The 19,567-nt window shown below is 30.3% G+C and carries 15 protein-coding genes; 7 read left to right on the forward strand and 8 right to left on the reverse strand.

The annotated features are described in order from the left end of the window. Positions 1–77: 77 nt before the first annotated feature. From A2530_RS07065 to A2530_RS07075, 3 genes are all read left to right on the forward strand, one after another. A complete protein-coding gene (locus A2530_RS07065; protein WP_294884797.1) occupies positions 78–5,219 on the forward strand; it encodes a hypothetical protein in 5,142 nt (1,713 codons plus the stop codon). After that, a complete protein-coding gene (locus A2530_RS07070) occupies positions 5,220–6,047 on the forward strand; it encodes a hypothetical protein (protein WP_294884795.1) in 828 nt (275 codons plus the stop codon). It abuts the gene before it with no gap. A 149-nt stretch (positions 6,048–6,196) separates the two neighbouring features. Further along, entirely contained in the window at positions 6,197–7,273 is a 1,077-nt protein-coding gene (locus tag A2530_RS07075) for a dipeptide epimerase (protein ID WP_294884793.1), read from the forward strand. Between the two features lie 45 nt (positions 7,274–7,318). Here the strand turns inward: A2530_RS07075 and A2530_RS07080 are convergent, their stop codons facing one another. After that, entirely contained in the window at positions 7,319–8,428 is a 1,110-nt protein-coding gene (locus A2530_RS07080) for a multiheme c-type cytochrome (protein ID WP_294884791.1), read from the reverse strand. Between the two features lie 91 nt (positions 8,429–8,519). Continuing rightward, positions 8,520–9,863 (reverse strand): Na+/H+ antiporter NhaA, encoded by a 1,344-nt coding sequence (nhaA, locus tag A2530_RS07085; RefSeq protein ID WP_294884789.1) that lies wholly within the window; start codon positions 9,861–9,863, stop codon positions 8,520–8,522. Positions 9,864–9,952: 89 nt separating this feature from the next. Here nhaA and A2530_RS07090 point away from each other — a divergent pair, with 89 nt between their 5' ends. Genes A2530_RS07090 through A2530_RS07100 form a run of 3 tightly spaced genes read left to right on the forward strand, consistent with a single transcriptional unit; the run spans position 9,953 to position 12,997 of the window. Then, a complete protein-coding gene (locus A2530_RS07090) occupies positions 9,953–11,311 on the forward strand; it encodes a hypothetical protein (protein WP_294884787.1) in 1,359 nt (452 codons plus the stop codon). Then, entirely contained in the window at positions 11,308–12,303 is a 996-nt protein-coding gene (locus tag A2530_RS07095; RefSeq protein ID WP_294884785.1) for a MoxR family ATPase, read from the forward strand. The genes A2530_RS07090 and A2530_RS07095 overlap by 4 nt, the downstream gene beginning before the upstream one ends. Positions 12,304–12,325: 22 nt before the next feature. Beyond that, entirely contained in the window at positions 12,326–12,997 is a 672-nt protein-coding gene (locus tag A2530_RS07100) for a uracil-DNA glycosylase (RefSeq protein ID WP_294884783.1), read from the forward strand. On the opposite strand, the gene A2530_RS07105 is transcribed toward A2530_RS07100, so the two are convergent. The 5 genes from A2530_RS07105 to A2530_RS07120 form a co-directional block, all read right to left on the reverse strand. Continuing rightward, complete coding sequence (locus tag A2530_RS07105; protein ID WP_294884781.1) at positions 12,994–13,134, reverse strand: hypothetical protein; 141 nt, start codon at positions 13,132–13,134, stop codon at positions 12,994–12,996. The genes A2530_RS07100 and A2530_RS07105 overlap by 4 nt on opposite strands. Before the next feature lie 334 nt (positions 13,135–13,468). Beyond that, entirely contained in the window at positions 13,469–13,711 is a 243-nt protein-coding gene (locus tag A2530_RS11920) for a type II toxin-antitoxin system RelE/ParE family toxin (RefSeq protein WP_363113990.1), read from the reverse strand. Between the two features lie 22 nt (positions 13,712–13,733). Next, the gene (locus A2530_RS07110; RefSeq protein ID WP_294884780.1) at positions 13,734–15,653 is read right to left on the reverse strand and encodes a hypothetical protein; all 1,920 of its coding nucleotides are present in this window, start codon (positions 15,651–15,653) and stop codon (positions 13,734–13,736) included. A 125-nt stretch (positions 15,654–15,778) separates the two neighbouring features. Continuing rightward, positions 15,779–16,354, reverse strand: a complete 576-nt coding sequence (locus A2530_RS07115; RefSeq protein ID WP_294884779.1) for a hypothetical protein — start codon at positions 16,352–16,354, stop codon at positions 15,779–15,781. A 64-nt stretch (positions 16,355–16,418) separates the two neighbouring features. Next, on the reverse strand, positions 16,419–16,964 hold the full coding sequence (locus tag A2530_RS07120; RefSeq protein WP_294884777.1) for an AbiV family abortive infection protein: 546 nt from the start codon (positions 16,962–16,964) through the stop codon (positions 16,419–16,421). Between the two features lie 230 nt (positions 16,965–17,194). Between A2530_RS07120 and A2530_RS07125 the strand changes: the two genes are divergently transcribed. Next, positions 17,195–18,310 (forward strand): VWA-like domain-containing protein, encoded by a 1,116-nt coding sequence (locus A2530_RS07125; RefSeq protein ID WP_294884775.1) that lies wholly within the window; start codon positions 17,195–17,197, stop codon positions 18,308–18,310. Here the strand turns inward: A2530_RS07125 and A2530_RS07130 are convergent. Further along, complete coding sequence (locus A2530_RS07130) at positions 18,307–19,551, reverse strand: response regulator (protein ID WP_294884773.1); 1,245 nt, start codon at positions 19,549–19,551, stop codon at positions 18,307–18,309. The two genes, A2530_RS07125 and A2530_RS07130, sit on opposite strands and share 4 nt — an antisense overlap. Positions 19,552–19,567: the final 16 nt, after the last annotated feature.

The raw sequence follows: 19,567 nt of genomic DNA on the forward strand, positions 1-19,567 counted from the left end.
TAGGATGTACACTGTTGTATGTAAAGTTATAATATCTTTTTTACTATAATCTAATTTATAAAAATTAAAGGTAGTGTATGAAAATAACAAATTCAATGTTACTTGACAAAAATAAACTTACTCTAGAATTATACTATGACATTTTTTTAGAAATTGAACATAATATTCCTGAAAACGGAAATTACATCATTAATATAGATTTTGATAATTCAGAAGAAATTTTCTTTATTCATCCATTATTTTTAGTATATCTACTTAACCTATATGAAAAATTACAAATTAATGAAAAATATTTTTCTAGAGATATTAGAATTATTTTAAATATTGAGAAGTTAAATAAAAAAGTACAATCCTATATACAAACATACTTAACACAATATATAGATTGCGGTATTGTTTTGATAGTAGATAATACATTTAGAGATAGAAACAAACCGCCTACTACTTTAACTGATAAAAAAATACTTTTATATACTACAGAAAAAGAAAATAATCTAACGCTTTTAAGAAAACAAAAATATAATTTCCTACCAATTATAAAAATAGCCAATAATACATTCAATGAAGTCTTTGAAGATAAAGATTATTGGACTACAAATAAAGCAACTGGCAAATCAGAAAAGATTGCTAGTTTTGGCAATAGAAAAGTATTTTATAAGTCATTACAACTTGAAACCATTGAAAAAGGTGCATATAAAAACAAAAGTGAAAAAGTATGGACTGATATATTTGAGATATATTTAGAACTTACTCAAAATGGTGCATACATCACAGAGAAATTTAAAGAAATTTTTAGAGAAATTGTAGAAAATATTCAAAAACATACAAAAATAGATGATATTCCAGCTAACGGATATATTTCATTTTATATTAATAGATCTCAAAACTTATATGAATTGATTGTATCTGATGATTATCAAAAAGGTTTTTTATCTAAATATTTGGAAACAATTATTCAAGAAAAAGAAGATGAACCAAATGAACTAATCAAGAAAGAGTATCAAAAAATAATTGATGATTTAGATAATAAAAATTATGAAAAAGTACTAAATAATATTTTTGATTTAAATTATGTTTTATCTACACAAAAAGAAAGGATGACTAAACATTTTGGATTGCCTCTACTTTTAAAAATAGTAAATCAACTTGAAAAACTTTCTAATGAGAAAAATAAAAATGATACATATGTAAATCTAAAAATTTATCTCAATAAAGATGAACAATCTTTTTTAGTAACATACAAAAATGCTAAAGCTACTGTAGCACGCTTAAAAGACTATGTAGTTCATGGAACTTACTTTCATTTATCTTTTCCTCAAAATCTTCATTTAGATAATCCAGCAATAATCACACAACAACCTCTGAAATTAACTTCTAAATACTATAGAGAACTTTTAGAAGATAAAGAAAAACCATTAGAAAAACATCTTGAAAATTTTAAATACTATTTTGATTTAAAAGATAGAAGTGGATTGTCTGATAAGATAAATGCTGTTATCGTTGATTATGCAAAGATAGAAGAGACTAGTAACTTTTTAAGAGATTTGTATTCATTTGCTTTTTTAAACTCCGTCCAAGATATACTTGTAGTAAATTATCCTATAGAAGAGAATATAGAATATCTGAAAATTTTAAGTGAAACAACTGATGTATCAAAAATATGTAATATTGCTTTTTTAAATAAAGAGTATCCTCAGGTTCTTTTTCTTGGTGGTGCTAATCATCAAGAGATGTGCGGTATAAATACTATGTTATCTCAAACTTACAATTACAATAAAAGAAATTTTTTAGAAACTTGTCAAGGGCAAAATGGCGTGAATTTAACATCTAATCTTTTTTATACAAATCATCAAAATAAACAAATGTTTTTCCCATTTGAACTTTTTTTGCCAAATCCACGAAATCAAAATGAATTACTTTACACTCTAATGTTAGATAATTTTTTAGAAATTAAAGAAAATTATGAAGATATTCATCTTGACTTACAAGATGATTTCCATATAAAAAAATTTTATTATTTAAAATATGTTTTTGAAAATTCTCAATGGGTCAAATTGATGAGTTTTGATTTGGCAAAGAAAATTAAAAATAAGTCTAAAAATTTTGAAAATATTATATTTGTAGGAATTGAAAAGTATTCTTCTTCATTTATAGCAGAATTAGAGTATCTTTTAGATGTAGAATTACAAAGTTATATTATAAGTGATTTAAATAGTAAACAAATTTTAGAACAGTTTAATAAATTTAAAAAGCTACATAATAATAAAAGATTTGTATTTATTCGTCCTAGTGTATTCGAAAGTGATATTGATAAAAACCTTGCTAAAGATTTAAAAAACTATGAAAAATACACTCTTATACAACTTACCAAAGATGGTACTGACTCACACAATTGGATTGCCTCTTATAGTAAAAACTTAAATGATGTTTTACAATCGGCTTCCAAGTGTTCATGGTGTTTTGATGAAAATAAACCTTTATATGAGATAGACAAGGATAAATACAATATCAAAGATTTATATCATACCCATGATACATATAAAAAAAATGATAACATTTTTCAAGTTTCATGGAAAGATACTATTTATTTTCCCCATATTGAAAGAAATACAAATCATTATCTTTACTATATACGCACAACACAGTTTTTTAAAAATAACAAAGATGATATAAAAGAATATTTTAAAAATATAGAGTTTAAAAGAGATGAAAAAGTTCCTGTTATTTTAACATCAGCACACAATACAAATGCAGAATTTGTAGCTCTTATCAATGAAATAGTTTTTGAAAATGATGCCATTATTCATAGTCTTAGTCTAAACAATAAAGAGCAAGGGTATTTTTCTATTAATAATCTTACATCTACATATAAAAATAAAGAAGACTATTATAGTTTTTATTTTGTAGATGATGCAATCTCTAGTGGGGAAGCTTTTAAATATATCTATAGTGTTTTGAGTAGTTTTTTTGCAGATAAATTTCAAGCAGTATTTACTTTGATAGATAGAACAAATGAGAAAGATTTTAGCTTGATGGATAATTTTTATAAAGATAAACATTTTTATAGGTATCTAAAGATTAACATACATCCTATTAAAACAGGTTTTGAGGATTGTTACTTATGTGAGAGAAAAAAAATATTTGAAAAGATTGCCATAAGTTCTTCTTTAGTAACTATCAAGCATACATTTCAAAAAAAAGCAAAAGATTTAGCAATGAAAAGTGCTTGTTCAATAGAATACGAGTTGCTTGAATCAATAGCAGATTTAAAAAATTATCTAAGGATGTCATCAACGGAATATATTTATCAGTATATAGATGAATTTGAAAGATTAGAAAATATTGAAAAAAAACTAGATAATTATTATGACGATATAGTTAAAAATTATTTTGAAAAAAATTATCTTAATGGTAAATCACTTACTTATGAAATTGATAAATTTTTAAAGGTTGAGTCAAAAATAGCATTTTTAAAAAGTTTAGCATTTCCAAAAGTTTATTTTTTTAAAACATTAAGAAAAAATATTCATAAATATATCTATGAAGAGATAAGAAAATTTACAAATTTAAGTAAAGATAATATTAAAGTACATTCTCTTTTAACTGATTTGGATTATGTGGAGCTTGATAAATGTAATAGTATAAAAGAGATAGTATTGCATTATAAAGACAAAAATAGAACAAATTTGGATTATTTTAGTTTTTTACTTTCGCTTGGTAGTTTTTTAGGAGTAAATCATATACTTTCGTATGAAGTAATAATGTACTATTATAAGATAACAGATGCAATTAAAAGCCCTGAAAAATATGAAAAATATAAACGATTATTAAATATGTATCCAATAGCAGTTAAGCAATTAACTACATATAGCGAAGAAAAATCAAAATATTTTGAACGAGAACTAGAGAAGTTTTACGGGGATATTCCTTTTAAATATACAAGAACATTTTCAAGAATTTTTGGTCTTTTTGTGGAGAATACTACGCATTTAAATATAGATAAAAATATATTTCAAACTATTGTTAAAGAACGACCAATAGATGAAAAAATACAAAATTTTAAAGCTATACTGGAAAAAATTATATCAAAAGAAGTAAAAAGTATTTGTATAGATTTAAATGAAAATATTGACAACTGTTTGTTAATAGATGTCTTAAATAAATATAAAGAATTAGATAAGGGAGGCAATGAAGAAGTTTTATATAGAAGTGCTTTTGTAAAAAAAGAAATAGATGATAATGAAATTACAATAGAATATAGAAAAGAAAATGATGATAACAAAAAATATAATATTTGGTGTAATTTTTATCAAGACTTTAGAACTTATATCCGTATAACTAATAATGATAAGCTTATTCCTATAGGGGTAATTGTCATTGAACATACAAAAATGGATGAGGATAAATCCCCTAAACTAAATGAGCATTTATTAATTTCAAGATGGATTTTAGCGTATCAAAATATTATATGCAAATTATTCCAAGACTATAACATGATTAGTGCCATGCGAAGTAAGTATGAAGAGTTGATTGAACTAAAGCGTATAGCAAAAGAAAAAGAACTTATTGAGAAAATAATTAGCAATATTAATCATTCTACATTTAAACAAATTAGAATTTATACTCGTTTAGACAATTTAATTCAAGAATATAATAGAGGATATTTAGAACAAACTACTTTGATGAAAAAAATTAATGAAATTAAAGACTTTTCAATCATTATAGAATATGTAGCCTCTTTAGGGAAATATTATGATAAAAATTTAAAAGTAGAACAAGAACAAGCTTATTGTATAGAAAATGTTTTTTTTAATAATTCTGAAAAAAATGATTTTTATCAAAAATTGATTAGCTTCCTTAATATAACAGACATGAATCCATTAATTAAAAGTAATGATATAAAATTGAATGTAAACAACAATATATATAATTTCCCTAACATTACAATTAAACGAGATATTATGAATCTTGTATTTTTTGAGTTTATTTTAAATGCATTAAAATATGGAAAATCAAATTCACATATTAATATTTATAGTGAAAACAGAATCATTATTATAGAAAATGAGAAAAATACTGAAAATGAAGATACATCTGAAAGTTATGGTGTCGGGCATACAGCAATTAAAAATATATTAGAAACTAATCAAATTACTATGGACATAGTTAATGATGATCCTATGTATTACAAAATTCACATAAGTAAGGAAAATATATAAATGGCAAATTTGAATGAAGCAAGAGTATTTATTATCGAAAATGAGTCTGAAATATGTAAAGCAATGAGTTTCGCTCTAGTAGATAGTGGATTGGAGCAATCAAGAATTTTTCCTAACCTTGAATCTATTGATGATTTTTATATAGAGTTTTATGAAAATATTACAAATAGAGATAGCTTTTTAAGTTTTATAGCTAATTATATTTGTGAACATAAAATAAATTACTTAATTATAGATTTACATTTGAAAGAAAATGATAGTAAAAGTGATTACTTAGATACTATGGGTTTCAAATTAATTGAAGATTTAGTTTCAAATACTACACCTACTCAAATTAAAAATGATGACAATTATTTATATTTTGCTGTTCCAAAACTCATTATTTCAAGCCACCCAAACTTGAGTGTATTAAAACAAGAACATGGGTATTTTGTAACTGATATTTTTTCTAAACATACTAATATAGATGCTAAAAATTTTAAAGAATTTTTAGATAAAAATAATATTATCGCAAATATAAAGTTTAATATAGAATATTTTAATAGTATTCAATCTTTTAGTAAAAATAAAAAGTTATATGAGTTGATAAAGAGTATGGATGATAAACTAGAAAAAATAACTCTACAAATAGATGATATAGCTGATAAAATTATTGGTGAGTTACATATTGTAGAAAAAAGTATATTGCAAAAAGATATAGAAGAAAAAATAGTAAATTTTAAATTACCTTTTTTATTAGGAGAAGTAAATTTAAATGCTTTATATAAAAAAATTGATGAAAAACTTATGCAACTGGGAATGACTATTCAAAATAGGAATTTAAATTAAATGAAAACCATCTACATCATCTCAGGAGCAAATGAAAGTGCTAAAACCACCTTTGTTAAATTATTTGTTACGATAAATAAGCATTATAGTTAATTAGATGTTATTAAATTGATAATTATAGAATAGAAAATAATTTTAAGGCTTGCGATATGACATCAGAAAAACAATTTAAAATAACAAAAATCACGACAGAAGTAAAACACATAGAGCTTAAAACTCCTTTTAAAACGGCACTTAGAGAGACTTCACATGTAGAGTTTGTGAGAGTACATGTAGAAGATGAAAACGGACATGTAGGCATCGGTGAAGCGCCTGCGACAAAGGCGATTACGGGCGAAGATATAGAGATAATATTAGAGTCCATAGAGAGTGTAGAAAAGCAGTTTTTAAACCTTACATGTAAAGAAGCTTTAGAGATTTTGCACTCGGCGTGTTGCATTGGCTCAAGTGCAAAAGCAGCGCTTGATATGGCGTTTATATCTCTACATGTAAAAGAGATAAACCAAACTTTGTGTGAGTATTTTGAGATAAAAGATTTTACCCCCATTAAAACAGATGTTACCATAAGTCTAAACTCTGCGGATGTTATGCTTGAAGATGCAAAAAAAGCGTATGAAAACGCAATGACAATCCTAAAAGTAAAAGTAGGAAGCGATGTTTTACATGCAGTGGATATTATAAGAAAAATAGCTAAAGAGCTTGTACATGTACAAATACTGGTCGATGCAAATCAGGCATGGAGTTTTGAAGATTCGCAGTTTTTTATAAACAATATGTTTGATATCAAGATAGAATTGATAGAACAGCCCGTCATCGCTTCCGACCTAGAGAGCCTCAAAAAGATAACGCATTTTTCACATATTCCCATACTTGCTGATGAAGCGGTGTTTAGCCTTGAGGATGCAAAAAAGGTCGTGGAGTCTCAGAGTGCAGACATGATAAATATCAAGCTTATGAAGTGCGGCGGAGTTACAAAGGCGATAGAGATTTTAGAGTATGCAAGAGAAAAAAAGATTACATGTATGTTAGGTTCTATGCTTGAAGGTCCATACTCCATAAACATAGCGCTTTATCTCGCGTTTGCCTATCGTGATGTCGTTGGGTATGTGGATTTAGACAGCCCTTTGCTTTACAAAGAGCCGTCAAATGAGTTAGATTTTAAGTTTAGCGGATGCGAGATTTCATTAAAAATCTCTGCCTCTAAAGAGGCAAGCTTTAGTGCCTAAGCGGCTAGCGTAGCAAATTGGGGCTTTGCTCCAATTGCGTATATATTAAAATGAAAAGCTCTGTTTTTTAAAGACATGAAACTCTTTTGCAACTTTTTCATTCTCAAGTCCTAGCGACTCTAGGGCTTTTGGATTTACCAAGAACCAGCCTAACACTACATTTACCTTGTCGCCTTTTTCAAGCCTAAAATCACGCTTTACTTCTCTCTTCTCATTGGCTTGTATCATGGAGTTTTTTAGCGTAGTATCCGCTGCCCACGGCATTGCAGGTTTGCCGTCTTTGCCTATTACTCTTACAAAAACCTCTTTTTCAAGCTCTATCTTTTCTTTTCCTCTTTGCACGTTTATTTTTAAAACAGCCATACGCATAGGATGAAGCAGAAGTGCATGTGAGCTTTGGTTATCGACATTTACTATAAAATTGTCTATATTTCTTAAAACCGAGATATTTACATATTTGCTTAACATGTCAGAGTTATAGTGCGCTCCTGCAAAACCGTGAAATGCATGTTGTTTTGTCTCTATTATAGAGGAGAAGCTTCCCTCTACTTTTGGCATGTGACAGCTTACGCAGTTTGCGCCGCTCATTTGGTCGTTTACGTTTGTAGAGCATAGATTTAAGCCTGACTTGTTTACATTGTGTGAGTGACAGCCTATACAGACGTTACCGTTTGCAAAGTGCTCATTCTCTTTTGTGATAATCTTATGGTAAGGAGACTCAAGTGAGCTTCTAGTTGAGCCGTAGTAGCTTTTTTTATCTTTGCTTATGATGTTTGTATTGCTTTGCTCATGTTTTTCAATGCTCTCTATACGATGACAGTACGCACAACTGACCGCTTCTTGATGAGTTTCGTTTTTTACATCAGGCAGAGCTTTCTCGCCTTTGGTTAGCATCTTGTCTAAGTCGTTAGCCGCTGGAGAGTGGCATTTACCGCAAGAATACTGCTCAAGTTTTGTGTTGTGAGGGTGTTTGTCCCACACTGCTTTATGGATAACATCTTTATCAGGTGTTGAGTTTGCATGCATTGAGCCGTAATACTCTTCATAAATTTTTGGGTGACATGACGCACACTCTTTGCTCGGAGCAAATTCATGTACGGCGTTGTTGGCAAAAAGAGCCAGAGACAGAGCTAAAAACAGAGAGACTTTTTTCATAATATGCCTTTTAAATAAAATTTTGTCAGGGTTTACATGCAGTAAATTAGGTTTACATTATAACATGTATTTTATTTTATTATACAAAAACTTACTCTGCTTGATTGCTCGGTTTTATAATATATTTGAGCAATATATAGCCTATAACTCCTGCAAACAAAGAGGCTGTTAGGATACCTATTTTTGCTTGAAAGATTAAATCTTCATTTCCTAAAAATGCTAAGTCGGCAACAAATATAGACATGGTAAAGCCGATTCCACCCAAAAATGCGACACCGAAAATCTGACTCATGGTAGTATCTTGTGGAAGTGTTGCGATTTTCATTTTTATAGCAAGCCACGCTACACCTGCTATCCCTATCACTTTTCCTACAATTAACCCCATGATTATTCCGATTGAAACAGGTTGTGCGACAGTATCTTTTATAGATGAAAAATCTATTGATATTCCTGCATTTGCAAGGGCAAAAAGAGGTATCACGAGTAAACTGATAGGAAGATGAAGCGTATGTTCGAGTCTTGAGGCTGGAGCGCCGATAGAGTCTATTTTGTCTTTTATGTTTTGAACAATCGCTTTTTGCTTTTCATGCATCATATGGTCTGTTGCAACCGGATAGTTATCAAACTCATCAAGAAGGTTTTTAGTATGTGTCGTAAAATTAGCAGGAGCGTATTTTGGTTTTGAAGGTATCGCCATAGCGGCAATTACACCTGCAATTGTTGCATGAACACCGGATTCAAGCATAAAAAACCACATACCAAGACCAACTAAAAAGTAGGGTAAAACTGCATGGATTCCAAAACGGTTAAAAGACACCAAAACCAAAAAAGAGGCAAAAGCAAAAAAGAGGGATATCATATTTATATCACTTGTATAAAACAGAGCGATAACAATAACTGCTCCTAAATCATCCACGATAGCAAGTGCGACTAAAAACGTAACAAGCGATGCAGAGACTCTGTTGCCAAGCAAAACTAGAGCGCTGATGGCAAATGCTATATCTGTTGCCATAGGAATACCCCAGCCGTTTGCACCTTCACCATTGCCGTTAAAACCGATATATATAAGTGCCGGTAAAGCCATCCCTCCTATAGCGGATAGAATCGGCAATATGGCAACTTTGATATTTGAAAGCTCTCCTACTAGAATCTCTCTTTTAATTTCTAGTCCGATAATAAAGAAAAATATAGCCATAAGACCGTCATTTATCCAGTGATGAATTGAGTGAGAGATACCAAAAGAGCCAAATCCGAAACTAATTTCTGTATGAAAAAAGTGTTTGTAAGCCTCTGCAAATTGTGAATTAGCGGCGATTAAAGCCACAATTGTCATAAACATCAAAATTAAACCTGTGGTAGTTTGAGCATGTAAAAAATTTTCAAAAGGAGTAGATACTTTTTTAAAAGCCTTCTCCCAAGGTGCATAAAGCTTCATATAGTGTTCCTAACATGTATTTTGATTAAAATAGTGCTAAAGTATAACAAAGAAGAGAAAACTAAATAAAAATATGTATAATTTGCCTTATGAATTTAAAAAAATTACAAGATAAATCTATTTTGCTTTTTGGTAAAAGCCGTGCTTTTAGCATGGATGAATTTGGCTCCCAGCTTAAGTCTCATAATATAAGAGTCGTTAATGAATTTTGCGAAGATGTTATGGTTGTTGTTGAGGGCAAAATGATGACGCCTTATGAGCAAAAGGATAGTGAGAAACTATATGAAAGATACTCAAAAGAGCTTGAATTCATTTCGATAGACAGTTTTGAAAAAGAACTTGCAAAATATATAGACACCGATACTCTTTTAATGAGCTTGAAACTCTCTCATGACAAAGATAGACTAAAGAGTTTCTTGCAAAACTCAACTATAAGCGATGAACTTTTTTTTAAACTGCTGAAGATGTATTCGTGGAGCAAAGAAGATTTCTTTGAAAATGACGATAACCGCGATGTAAGTGCTGCACTTATTTTGCGCTTTTACCAAAATATTGAGAGAAACCACAACGTTCAGTATGCGACTTCGGGTTTAATGCATCTTATAGTGCAGACTAATCGTGAGGAGCTTATAGAAGCTATATCAGAGCTTGAGCCTCTGCAAAAAAGTTTTGATAGCGACAAAAAAAGTGCAAATTACAATATTTTATCTTCCATCGCAATACATGTAAATGCTCCAAAAAACGTACTTAAGTCATTTATAAAAAAATCAGATTCATATATAAAAACTCTTATAGCAATGCGTCAAAATTGTGATGAAGATATGCAAAATATACTGTATGACGATATGCATGAGGATGTTCACGAAGCGCTCTCGTATAATTTTAATTTGTCAAAAAGCGTAATAGATAAGTTTTTAGAAGCAGATAGATCTGTAAAAAATATTGCAAAACATGTAAAACTAAACAATGAGCTTTTTGAACTACTTATTAAAAAACAGCACTCTGCACTGGCTTTAAATGAATCACTGACATTTGAGATGCAAACAAGACTACACTCTTTAAATAAACAAGAAGTTATGCTTCATTTGGCAATAAATAGTAATTTAGACGAAAGGCTGGTAGGCAAGCTTTTGTCTGAAGACTCGGATGATATAAGATTTGCCGTTTACGAAAATCCGGCTACGCCAAAAGAGAATCTTGAAGAGGCATATAAAGATGAAAAAAATCATCTCTATTTGGCAAATAATGAAAATACGCCTTCTCATATTTTAAAAGCATTGTCAAAGAGTTTGGATATAGAAGTTTTAAAAGCACTGGCAAAAAATAAAAGTACTCCGATAGAGATTTTATACCAGTTTCAATTAGACTCAAGACTAGCTAGAGAGGTAAAAGAAAATCCCTCTTTTGGCAAACATATACAACAAGAAAATATAGGGTGGGAAGTTTGAGAGCCACAAATCTGATAACTGTAATAAACTCTTTAATCGAACAGAGAGTTCCCACTTTTTTATGGGGCGCGCCCGGAATCGGAAAGTCGTCAATAGTCAAGCAGATAGCCGATGAGAGAAATATAGGTTTTATTGACTTAAGACTCGCACTTATGGATCCGACCGACTTAAAAGGAATCCCTTTTTACGACAAAGATTCTCATACCGCTCTTTGGGCGCCTCCTGCTTTTTTGCCCCGCACGGGAGAGGGAATTTTATTTTTAGATGAGCTAAACTCTGCCGCTCCTAGCGTTCAAGCTTCTGCCTATCAGCTTATACTCGATAGAAAAGTAGGAGAGTATGAACTTCCTGATGGTTGGGCGATAGTCGCGGCAGGAAACCGTGAGGGCGACAGAGGCGTGACATACCGTATGCCAAGCCCTTTGGCAAACAGATTTGTTCATTTTGAGATGGATGTACATGTAGAGGATTGGAGACTTTGGGCTTATAAAAAAGAGATTGACGAGAAAGTAATTTCATACATCTCATACAGAAGCGAACATTTGTTCACCTTTGATGCAAAGAGTGATGTAAAAAGCTTTGCAACGCCTAGAAGCTGGGAATATGTCAACAAAATACTCAAAAGCCGAGTTTCAAACGAGCTGCTTTTAGATACCATAAGCGGAGCAGTCGGGCGCGAAGTTGCCGTCTCTTTTTTAGCATTTGCAAAGGTTATGCATAAACTGCCTGATATAAACACTATATTAGACAACGGAAGCGGCGAGTACAGCGATGAGGTAGATGTTCTTTATGCTCTAAGTACGGGACTTGTAAGCGCATACCTAAAAGAAGGCAGTGATGAGAGACTCGATAATCTGCTCTCTTATACAATGGAGCTAAAGAGCGAGTTTGCCGTTATGATAGTCCAAGACTTGCAAAGAAACGGTGTGAGAATGGAACACTCGGCAGTTTTTAAAGAGTGGGTTAAAAAGTTTGCTTATCTTTTGGCATAATTTAAATAAAAAGTGAGCAAACATGATAGACCCGAAAATAGAAGATAGTTGGAAAAAAATACTTTTTGACGAGTTTCAAAAGCCTTATTTTATTTCGCTAAAAAGCTTTTTGGTAGATGAGAAAAAAAATCATACGGTGTATCCAAAAGGTGCGAATATTTTTGCGGCATTCGACAACACTCCGTTTGAAAATGTAAAAGTAGTGATACTGGGGCAAGACCCTTATCATGGTGCAAATCAGGCTCACGGACTTGCATTTTCGGTAAACGACGGCATCCCTCATCCGCCTTCGCTTAAAAATATTTTTAAAGAGTTGCAAGACGATATGGGCTGTGATATTCCCAAAAGCGGAAATCTTACACAGTGGGCAAAAGAGGGTGTTTTTTTGATAAATACCGTTTTGAGTGTTCGTGCGAATGAGGCAAACTCCCATAAAAATATGGGTTGGGAGATATTTACCGATGCGGTTATAAGAATATTGAGTTATCAAAAAGAAAATCTGGTTTTCATTCTCTGGGGAAGCCCTGCCGCCGCAAAAGCATCACTGATAGATGCTTCAAAACATCTTATCCTAAAAGCTCCCCATCCATCACCACTCTCTTCATACAGAGGCTTTTTTGGCTCAAAACCGTTTTCAAAGACGAACGAGTATCTAATCGGACACGGCATAAAACCGATAAAATGGTGTATTTAGTCTTTTATCAAATATGCAATACGATAATGTCCATAAAGTAAAATTATAACTTCATTATTTGTATCATCTTGCGCTATATAATCGTGAATATCTTTAAGCCAAAAACTTGCTTCATCAGTCCAGTTAATATTTACCATTGTTTGATTCTATGTTCCATCTCTTTGCTTGAAATAGTTTTACCATTTTTAGAATCTTCTAAACCTTTTTTTATCATTCTATCAAATGCAAGTTCTTTAATGATTTCATCATATGAACTATCTGTTGGAAGTGAATTTATGATTTTTTTTGCCCGTTATTTAAAATATACACCATTTTAGCAAAATGGTGTATATTTTATCATTAAATAAAACTATGCAACAGTTTCAAGTGTGAGTAATAAAAAAGTATGTCTCTCAACTTTTTTATTATCAAACCAAACACAAGTCGCAGAACAATCGTCAATTTCTTGACTACTATGTTTTGTTGTATCTTTTAGTTAGTTGGCTTGTTTTGGTTAAAGACCCTTAAGACTTCTATAGTATTTTTTTGAAAACTGACTTTATAAACTATTGTGTAGCTTTTATATGTCATATCTCTTACATTTTCATTTTGAAAATAAATAGATGATTTGTATTTTAATGGATTCTCAGGGATTAAAAAAATTAGTTTTTCAAGTTTATTTGCAAACTTAATGCTTGCAAATGTGCAAATGAGTGTCAGGCACCATTTTTCCATTTTTCTCTATTCTAAATAGCTTTTAATACAAATTATAAATAAAATGATATATAGTTTTTTCTTTTACATGTATTTTATGTTTAGAAATAAGAATATTATAATTATTCATTTCTTTTTTTTCGAAACTATTTGAAATATATCCCATGTCATTAGATTTTAAATTTTCAATATATTCATCATCAATAGTTTTTTTATTTTTATTCACCATAAATATAAAACCCACATCTTCAAAATCTGTTAGATATTCATAAATTTGTTTAACTACATTTTTATAATCATTGCTACCCCAAATTTTAAATTCAAAAGTTTTTGTTCCAAATTTTTTACTTTCAAGTTGTAAGTCAGTTCTTCCTACACGGCTTAATGCTTCAGCTGATATTGTTATATCAAGACTTAATCCAAAATTATAATAAACAATATTTCTAAAATCTGCCTCTAACAATTGAGTTGTTTTCTTTAATTTATATTCTTTTACAAATGTTGGTTCATTTTTTTGCATTAATTCTATAGTTTTAAGTGTTAAATTACACAACAATAAATTTATATCTTCTTTGCTATTTAATGAATATAAAAATGAGGTCTCATTTTTAATATCAAATGATAAGTCTATTAATTTTTTTAATTTTATTTCATATTCGTTTTTTATATTATCTTTTAATATAGAGTTTTGAGAGTCATTTATATAATTTTCTATTAACTTTATTAGCTGAAAACTTTTATGGATAAATTCTGATGTAGTTAAGTTTAAACGATTAAATTCTTGTAGTTTATTTTTTCGTATATCTAATTCATCAATTTGTACATTATCTTCTAGTAATAGAATAAAAGCATTTAATAGATAAAAATAGTTTTCTATAACTTCTTTATACTCTTTAAAAAATTCTTCTACTTCAATCGTCTTTATATATTTAAATAATGTTTTAATATCATCAAGCTTTTTTATAGTTGTATATTCTTTTAGTATTATACAAATCTTATTTAAGAACTGTGCAAGCTGTATAGCTTTGCCTTCTCTATTTTTCTGTTCAATTTGTAGAAAATATTTTTGAGCCTGAATATAATTAGTATTATTTAGTTCAAATATGCCTTGATTCATGAACTCATATATTTCTGCTAGTTCATACCAGTCTAATGAAATGGTTTTATGTTTAAAATCATAAATATGAGTTAATAAATTTTCATCTCCACTTAATCCAACTACTGCAAGTAAATTATTAAATATAATAGATTTATTTCTATCATTTAAATCCATTCCACCATTTGATATTTCAAAAATGTTTTCTATATATGAAAAAGCTTTATTGAAATCCTTATCACCATAGACACAAACATTTAGTAATTGGTTGTAAACAAAAAAATCTTTATATCCTAACTTTAAACATTTTTCTAATTCTATCTTTGCTTCGGTGTACTTTTTATTTCTCATTAATGCATAAGAATAATTAACAAGTATTCTTGGATCTTTTGAATTAATATCTAGCATTTTTTGACAATAAGATAATTCCTTGATAACATCATTTTGATAATGTGCACAATGCGCTAGAGTAGAAAGAAAAGACAAGTAAATATCATTATCTATTTCATGAAAGTTAATAATTGATAAGGCATATTTTTCGGCATCATTATAATACCCTAGTTGAAAAGATTTTTCTGTCGCACTAGCCAACCCTCTAAATATTAATTCTCTAAATTTATTTAGTTCAGATTTACCTAAATTTATAGTAATTAATTTTTTAGTTGTAATCAAATATGTTATTTCACCTAAAAGTTTTATTCCATAATAATTTTCTAAAAAATCTTTTTTATTGTCATAATTTTCATATGCGCAATGCGAAAATTCTATTAATTCATCAAATTCTAACTTTGATAAATCATTTTCAAATAAATTATATTTTCCATCAATTAACAACTGTTTTAATTTAATATATTTTTCTTCGTTCATTTATTAACTTTCATATTTAATCATATAACGGCAGTGCTGAGCGAAACTCAGAGATAAGTATAAGAAAGCGTAGCTTTCGTTAGACTTATTGAGAGAGGGAAGAGAGTGTTCGCTCCAGCGACTTGTTATATTTTTTTACAACCCATTAATAGTGCATAGTTTTTTACAGAATCAAGTTCTTTGTAATATTTAGAAGCATCACTCCAATCAACTGCATATGCATTTTTTAATAAATTTTCAAAAGAATCTTCACAGTTGTTTTGCCACCATTTTTTAATATTTTTTTTCCATGTTGTTTCAAGCCATATATCTGATAATGCAATGATATATTGATTTTTTATATCTTTAATATTATATTCTTTAATGAAAGATTTATCGTCATTTATCAATCGATTTATATCTCTTGCAAGAGATTGTTTTTTAGACTGATGAGAAAAACGCTTAGCTTCAATATAAAAAATTGTTTTATGCTTTGGTGAATATACCATTGCATCTATATGCTGCTTTTTGTCAACCCATGGAAATTCTAACCATTCTATTATGAAATCATCGTTTAACTCTTTTACTAATGAATTTACATATATATGAACTTGATTAGATTCAGTAAATCCTGTTGAACCACGAGCTGGATAAAAGTCTTTTAGCATTAAATTGTATTTTTTACACATTGTATAAAATGAAGTTTCTAGTACTTTGTTCATTTACTGTTCCCTAATAACATTTGAATATAGTCCAATAAATTGCCGTTAAGTAATTTATTGGCTACTATGTTTTGTTAGCAAGCTCGCTTAATATTGGATTTGTAAGTGTCTCTGAATGCCAATGTGCTCGCAAACATTCAAATGCAAATTTAACTAATTCTTGACATTCATCTTTTGTGATTTGTTCAGATGGAAGCAAAAATTCTTTATTTTTAGCATCTACATATGTAGCTAAGTTCTTTTTTTCAAAAGAACTGCCAACTGAAATGTTAGCTTTTTTTAACCATTTCACATCACTGTTGCTTTGTAGGTCAGTTTCCAAACCAAACATATAATAATGATAGTTTTGAGATGTGATTTTTTTTGTATGATTATAGAAGCGTTTTTTTAATTTCTTCCAATCAACAGTTTCGCCTAATTCAATTTTTGCAATAACCCCAACTATAATTGGGATTTTTCCTAGTTCTTCAAAACAAAAATAAGCAAGAAGATAAGCTCTACTAAACATTTCATTGTCTAGTAGTAACTTAGCTTCTTTTTGTAAATTTTCTGCATTATCAAATATTGCGATACGAAGTGAATGCAATTCTTTAATTGTTAAATTTTCCATAAATATCCTGCCGTTATCCGGTCACGCAGTGAGCGTATAACTATATATTCAAACACATTATATACACAGTAACTTAAAAAAACAAAAATAACTTACATGTTAAATGTGTGTTGATTGTTGAAAAAAGTACAAAGACAAATGAGAATTTGATTATTAGAAGTGTTTAAGATTTTATTATTGTAAGATATTCTTACTTTGATATAATAGCCTTAAAAAACGGATATCTTTACATGTCAAGCATCGAGCAAAAAATCTCACAAGCCAAAGCCAGACTTTTAGTGGATTATCCACTCTTTGGCACAATAGCCTCAAAGGTGGAGCTGGTTAAAAACGACGATATACAAAGCTTTAAAAGCAACGGCATCAGACTTGAGTACAACGGTGATTTTTTAAACTCTTTGGAAATTGCCGAGATGGAGTTTGTTTTTGCAAACGCTGCAATGCACGCTTCACTCTCTCATGAAGCTAGAAAAAGCGGCAGAAGCGGTTGGCTTTGGCAGCTCTCAACTGACTATGCCATAAATGACATGTTGGTTGAAAACGGCTTAGAGCGACCTCATGAAGCGCATTATTCTGAGCGTTTTAGCGGCATGTACGCAGAAGAGATTTATGTCCTGTTAAAAGAGGATATTTTGCGAGATGAGTTGGAGTATGAAGCTGATGAGTCGGATGATGTTCAAAATGAGACCGACAAGCAAAACAGCTCTGCAAATTTGCAATTAAGCCAAGATGAACAACTGTTTGAAGAGTTTGCAAAAGCCACAGTCGATACCGAGGTGAAAAACGGCGAAGTTCCAAGCTCGCTAGAGAGATTTTTTACTCTTACATGTAACGGAAAAATCGACTGGAGAAATGAGTTAAAAGCGGCGCTTGAGAGGTTTTACAAAGATGATTTTACTTTGATACCGCCAAATAAAAAGTTCTTACATGTAGGCATCTATCTGCCTTCATCTACTAGCCAAAGATTTCAGCTTGTCGTTGCAGTTGACAGTTCAGGTTCGGTTGATGAAAAGCTTTTAGGTGAATTTTTGAGTGAGCTTAATTTTCTTATGAATACGATTTCAAATTTTCAGATAGATTTGCTTGTATGTGACGATAAGATTAGAACACATAAAACTTTTTACGGCGGCGATATCTTAGAAGCGGAAGTAAAAGGCGGCGGAGCAACTGACTTTAGACCTGTTTTTGAGTTTATAGAAAAGGAACTCGCAGATACAAAACTGCTTCTGTATTTTACTGACTTAGACGGAGTTTTTCCAAAAGAGGAGCCGAACTTTAGCGTAAAATGGATATCTCCAAAAGAGAGTGAAGTTCCATTCGGAGAGGTTATAGTTTTAGAACCTTAGTTGTGAACAACCTGATTTTTGCCGCCTAGTTTTGCGTTGTATAATAACATGTCGGCTTGATTTACGGTCTCTTCAAGCGTATCTTCATTCTTTAAAGAAGCTCCGATAGAAACCGTAAATCTTATCTCTTGCGCTTTATCCGAAATAGTAACCGAATTTTGTACTTTTTCTCTTAATCTCTCAAAAATGCTTAGTGCGCTAGCCGGAGTTGTGTTTTTAACCAATACGCAAAAATCTTCGCCGCCAAATCTTGCTACTATGTCGTTTTGATTTGTATTTGCTCTTAAAATATCAGCTACGCCGTTTATTACCTTTTCACTCCCCTCATGTCCGTAATTGTCTCTTATTTTTTTAAAATTGTCTATATTTATCATAGCAATTGCAAAACTTTCCGAATTATAAACAGCTTCGTCAAAGTATTTAGCGGCATTTTCAAAAAAGTATCTTCTGTTGTAAAGTCCGGTTAAAAAGTCACGGTTTGCATGGTTTGTTATGGCATGTATGTTTTCAAGCGCTTCTATCGAGTTGTTGATTCTGCAAGAGAACTCCTCTTTTGAGAAAGGTTTTTTTATGTAGTCGTTTGCACCGTTTTTCAAAAATAATGCGGTAGTCTCTTCGTCGTTATCGCCTGACATTACAATAACTGCCAAATCATTTTTAGTGTATGTTTTTCTTATCTCTTGCGTCAGTTCAAGACCGTCAATTACCGGCATATGATAGTCCGTCAAGACCAAGCTGATATCAGGTATCGTACTAAGAATACCAAGTGCCTCTTCGCCGTGAGCGACCGTAATTACTTTAAAAAACATATTCTCGAGCATAGCTTGCATCTGTTTTCTAAAAACAACAGAGTCTTCTACAAGTAAAATTTTATGATTTTTATTCTTATGTAGTCTTCTGATAGTTTGAATAATATAGTTTATATCGTTCATGCCGCTTTTGTTTACATAGTCTATGATGTTTTTTTTGAGCATTTTAGCCCTAAAATCTTTGTCAATATTTGCACTTAGTATCAAGACATGATTATCTTTTTCTAAAATATAGTCAACAATTTCACCCTCTGGCGCATCAGGAAGATTTAAATCCGTCAAGGTTAAAAAATATTTATACATTTTTAAAAATAGTTTGGCTTCAGACATTTTATAAGCGACGTCAACTTCAAAGTTTAGCTCAGAACTTATCTTTTTTGCCATCAACTTTGCTAATGTTTTATTGTCTTCTATTATTAATATTCTCTCCATAGTTCCTCATAAATTC

It is taken from the genome of Sulfurimonas sp. RIFOXYD2_FULL_34_21 (assembly GCF_001830805.1).
Classification (GTDB): Bacteria; Campylobacterota; Campylobacteria; order Campylobacterales; family Sulfurimonadaceae; genus Sulfurimonas.

What these genes read in the sequence shown, in the direction of transcription:
- A2530_RS07070 (WP_294884795.1), top strand. Translation starts at nt 5,220, where the DNA reads ATGGCAAATTTGAATGAAGCAAGAGTATTTATTATCGAAAATGAGTCT.
- nhaA (WP_294884789.1), bottom strand. Translation starts at nt 9,863, where the DNA reads ATGAAGCTTTATGCACCTTGGGAGAAGGCTTTTAAAAAAGTATCTACT.
- A2530_RS07100 (WP_294884783.1), top strand. Translation starts at nt 12,326, where the DNA reads ATGATAGACCCGAAAATAGAAGATAGTTGGAAAAAAATACTTTTTGAC.
- A2530_RS07105 (WP_294884781.1), bottom strand. Translation starts at nt 13,134, where the DNA reads ATGGTAAATATTAACTGGACTGATGAAGCAAGTTTTTGGCTTAAAGAT.
- A2530_RS07075 (WP_294884793.1), top strand. Translation starts at nt 6,197, where the DNA reads ATGACATCAGAAAAACAATTTAAAATAACAAAAATCACGACAGAAGTA.
- A2530_RS07130 (WP_294884773.1), bottom strand. Translation starts at nt 19,551, where the DNA reads ATGGAGAGAATATTAATAATAGAAGACAATAAAACATTAGCAAAGTTG.
- A2530_RS07080 (WP_294884791.1), bottom strand. Translation starts at nt 8,428, where the DNA reads ATGAAAAAAGTCTCTCTGTTTTTAGCTCTGTCTCTGGCTCTTTTTGCC.
- A2530_RS07125 (WP_294884775.1), top strand. Translation starts at nt 17,195, where the DNA reads ATGTCAAGCATCGAGCAAAAAATCTCACAAGCCAAAGCCAGACTTTTA.
- A2530_RS07065 (WP_294884797.1), top strand. Translation starts at nt 78, where the DNA reads ATGAAAATAACAAATTCAATGTTACTTGACAAAAATAAACTTACTCTA.
- A2530_RS07120 (WP_294884777.1), bottom strand. Translation starts at nt 16,964, where the DNA reads ATGGAAAATTTAACAATTAAAGAATTGCATTCACTTCGTATCGCAATA.
- A2530_RS07090 (WP_294884787.1), top strand. Translation starts at nt 9,953, where the DNA reads ATGAATTTAAAAAAATTACAAGATAAATCTATTTTGCTTTTTGGTAAA.
- A2530_RS07115 (WP_294884779.1), bottom strand. Translation starts at nt 16,354, where the DNA reads ATGAACAAAGTACTAGAAACTTCATTTTATACAATGTGTAAAAAATAC.
- A2530_RS11920 (WP_363113990.1), bottom strand. Translation starts at nt 13,711, where the DNA reads ATGGAAAAATGGTGCCTGACACTCATTTGCACATTTGCAAGCATTAAG.
- A2530_RS07110 (WP_294884780.1), bottom strand. Translation starts at nt 15,653, where the DNA reads ATGAACGAAGAAAAATATATTAAATTAAAACAGTTGTTAATTGATGGA.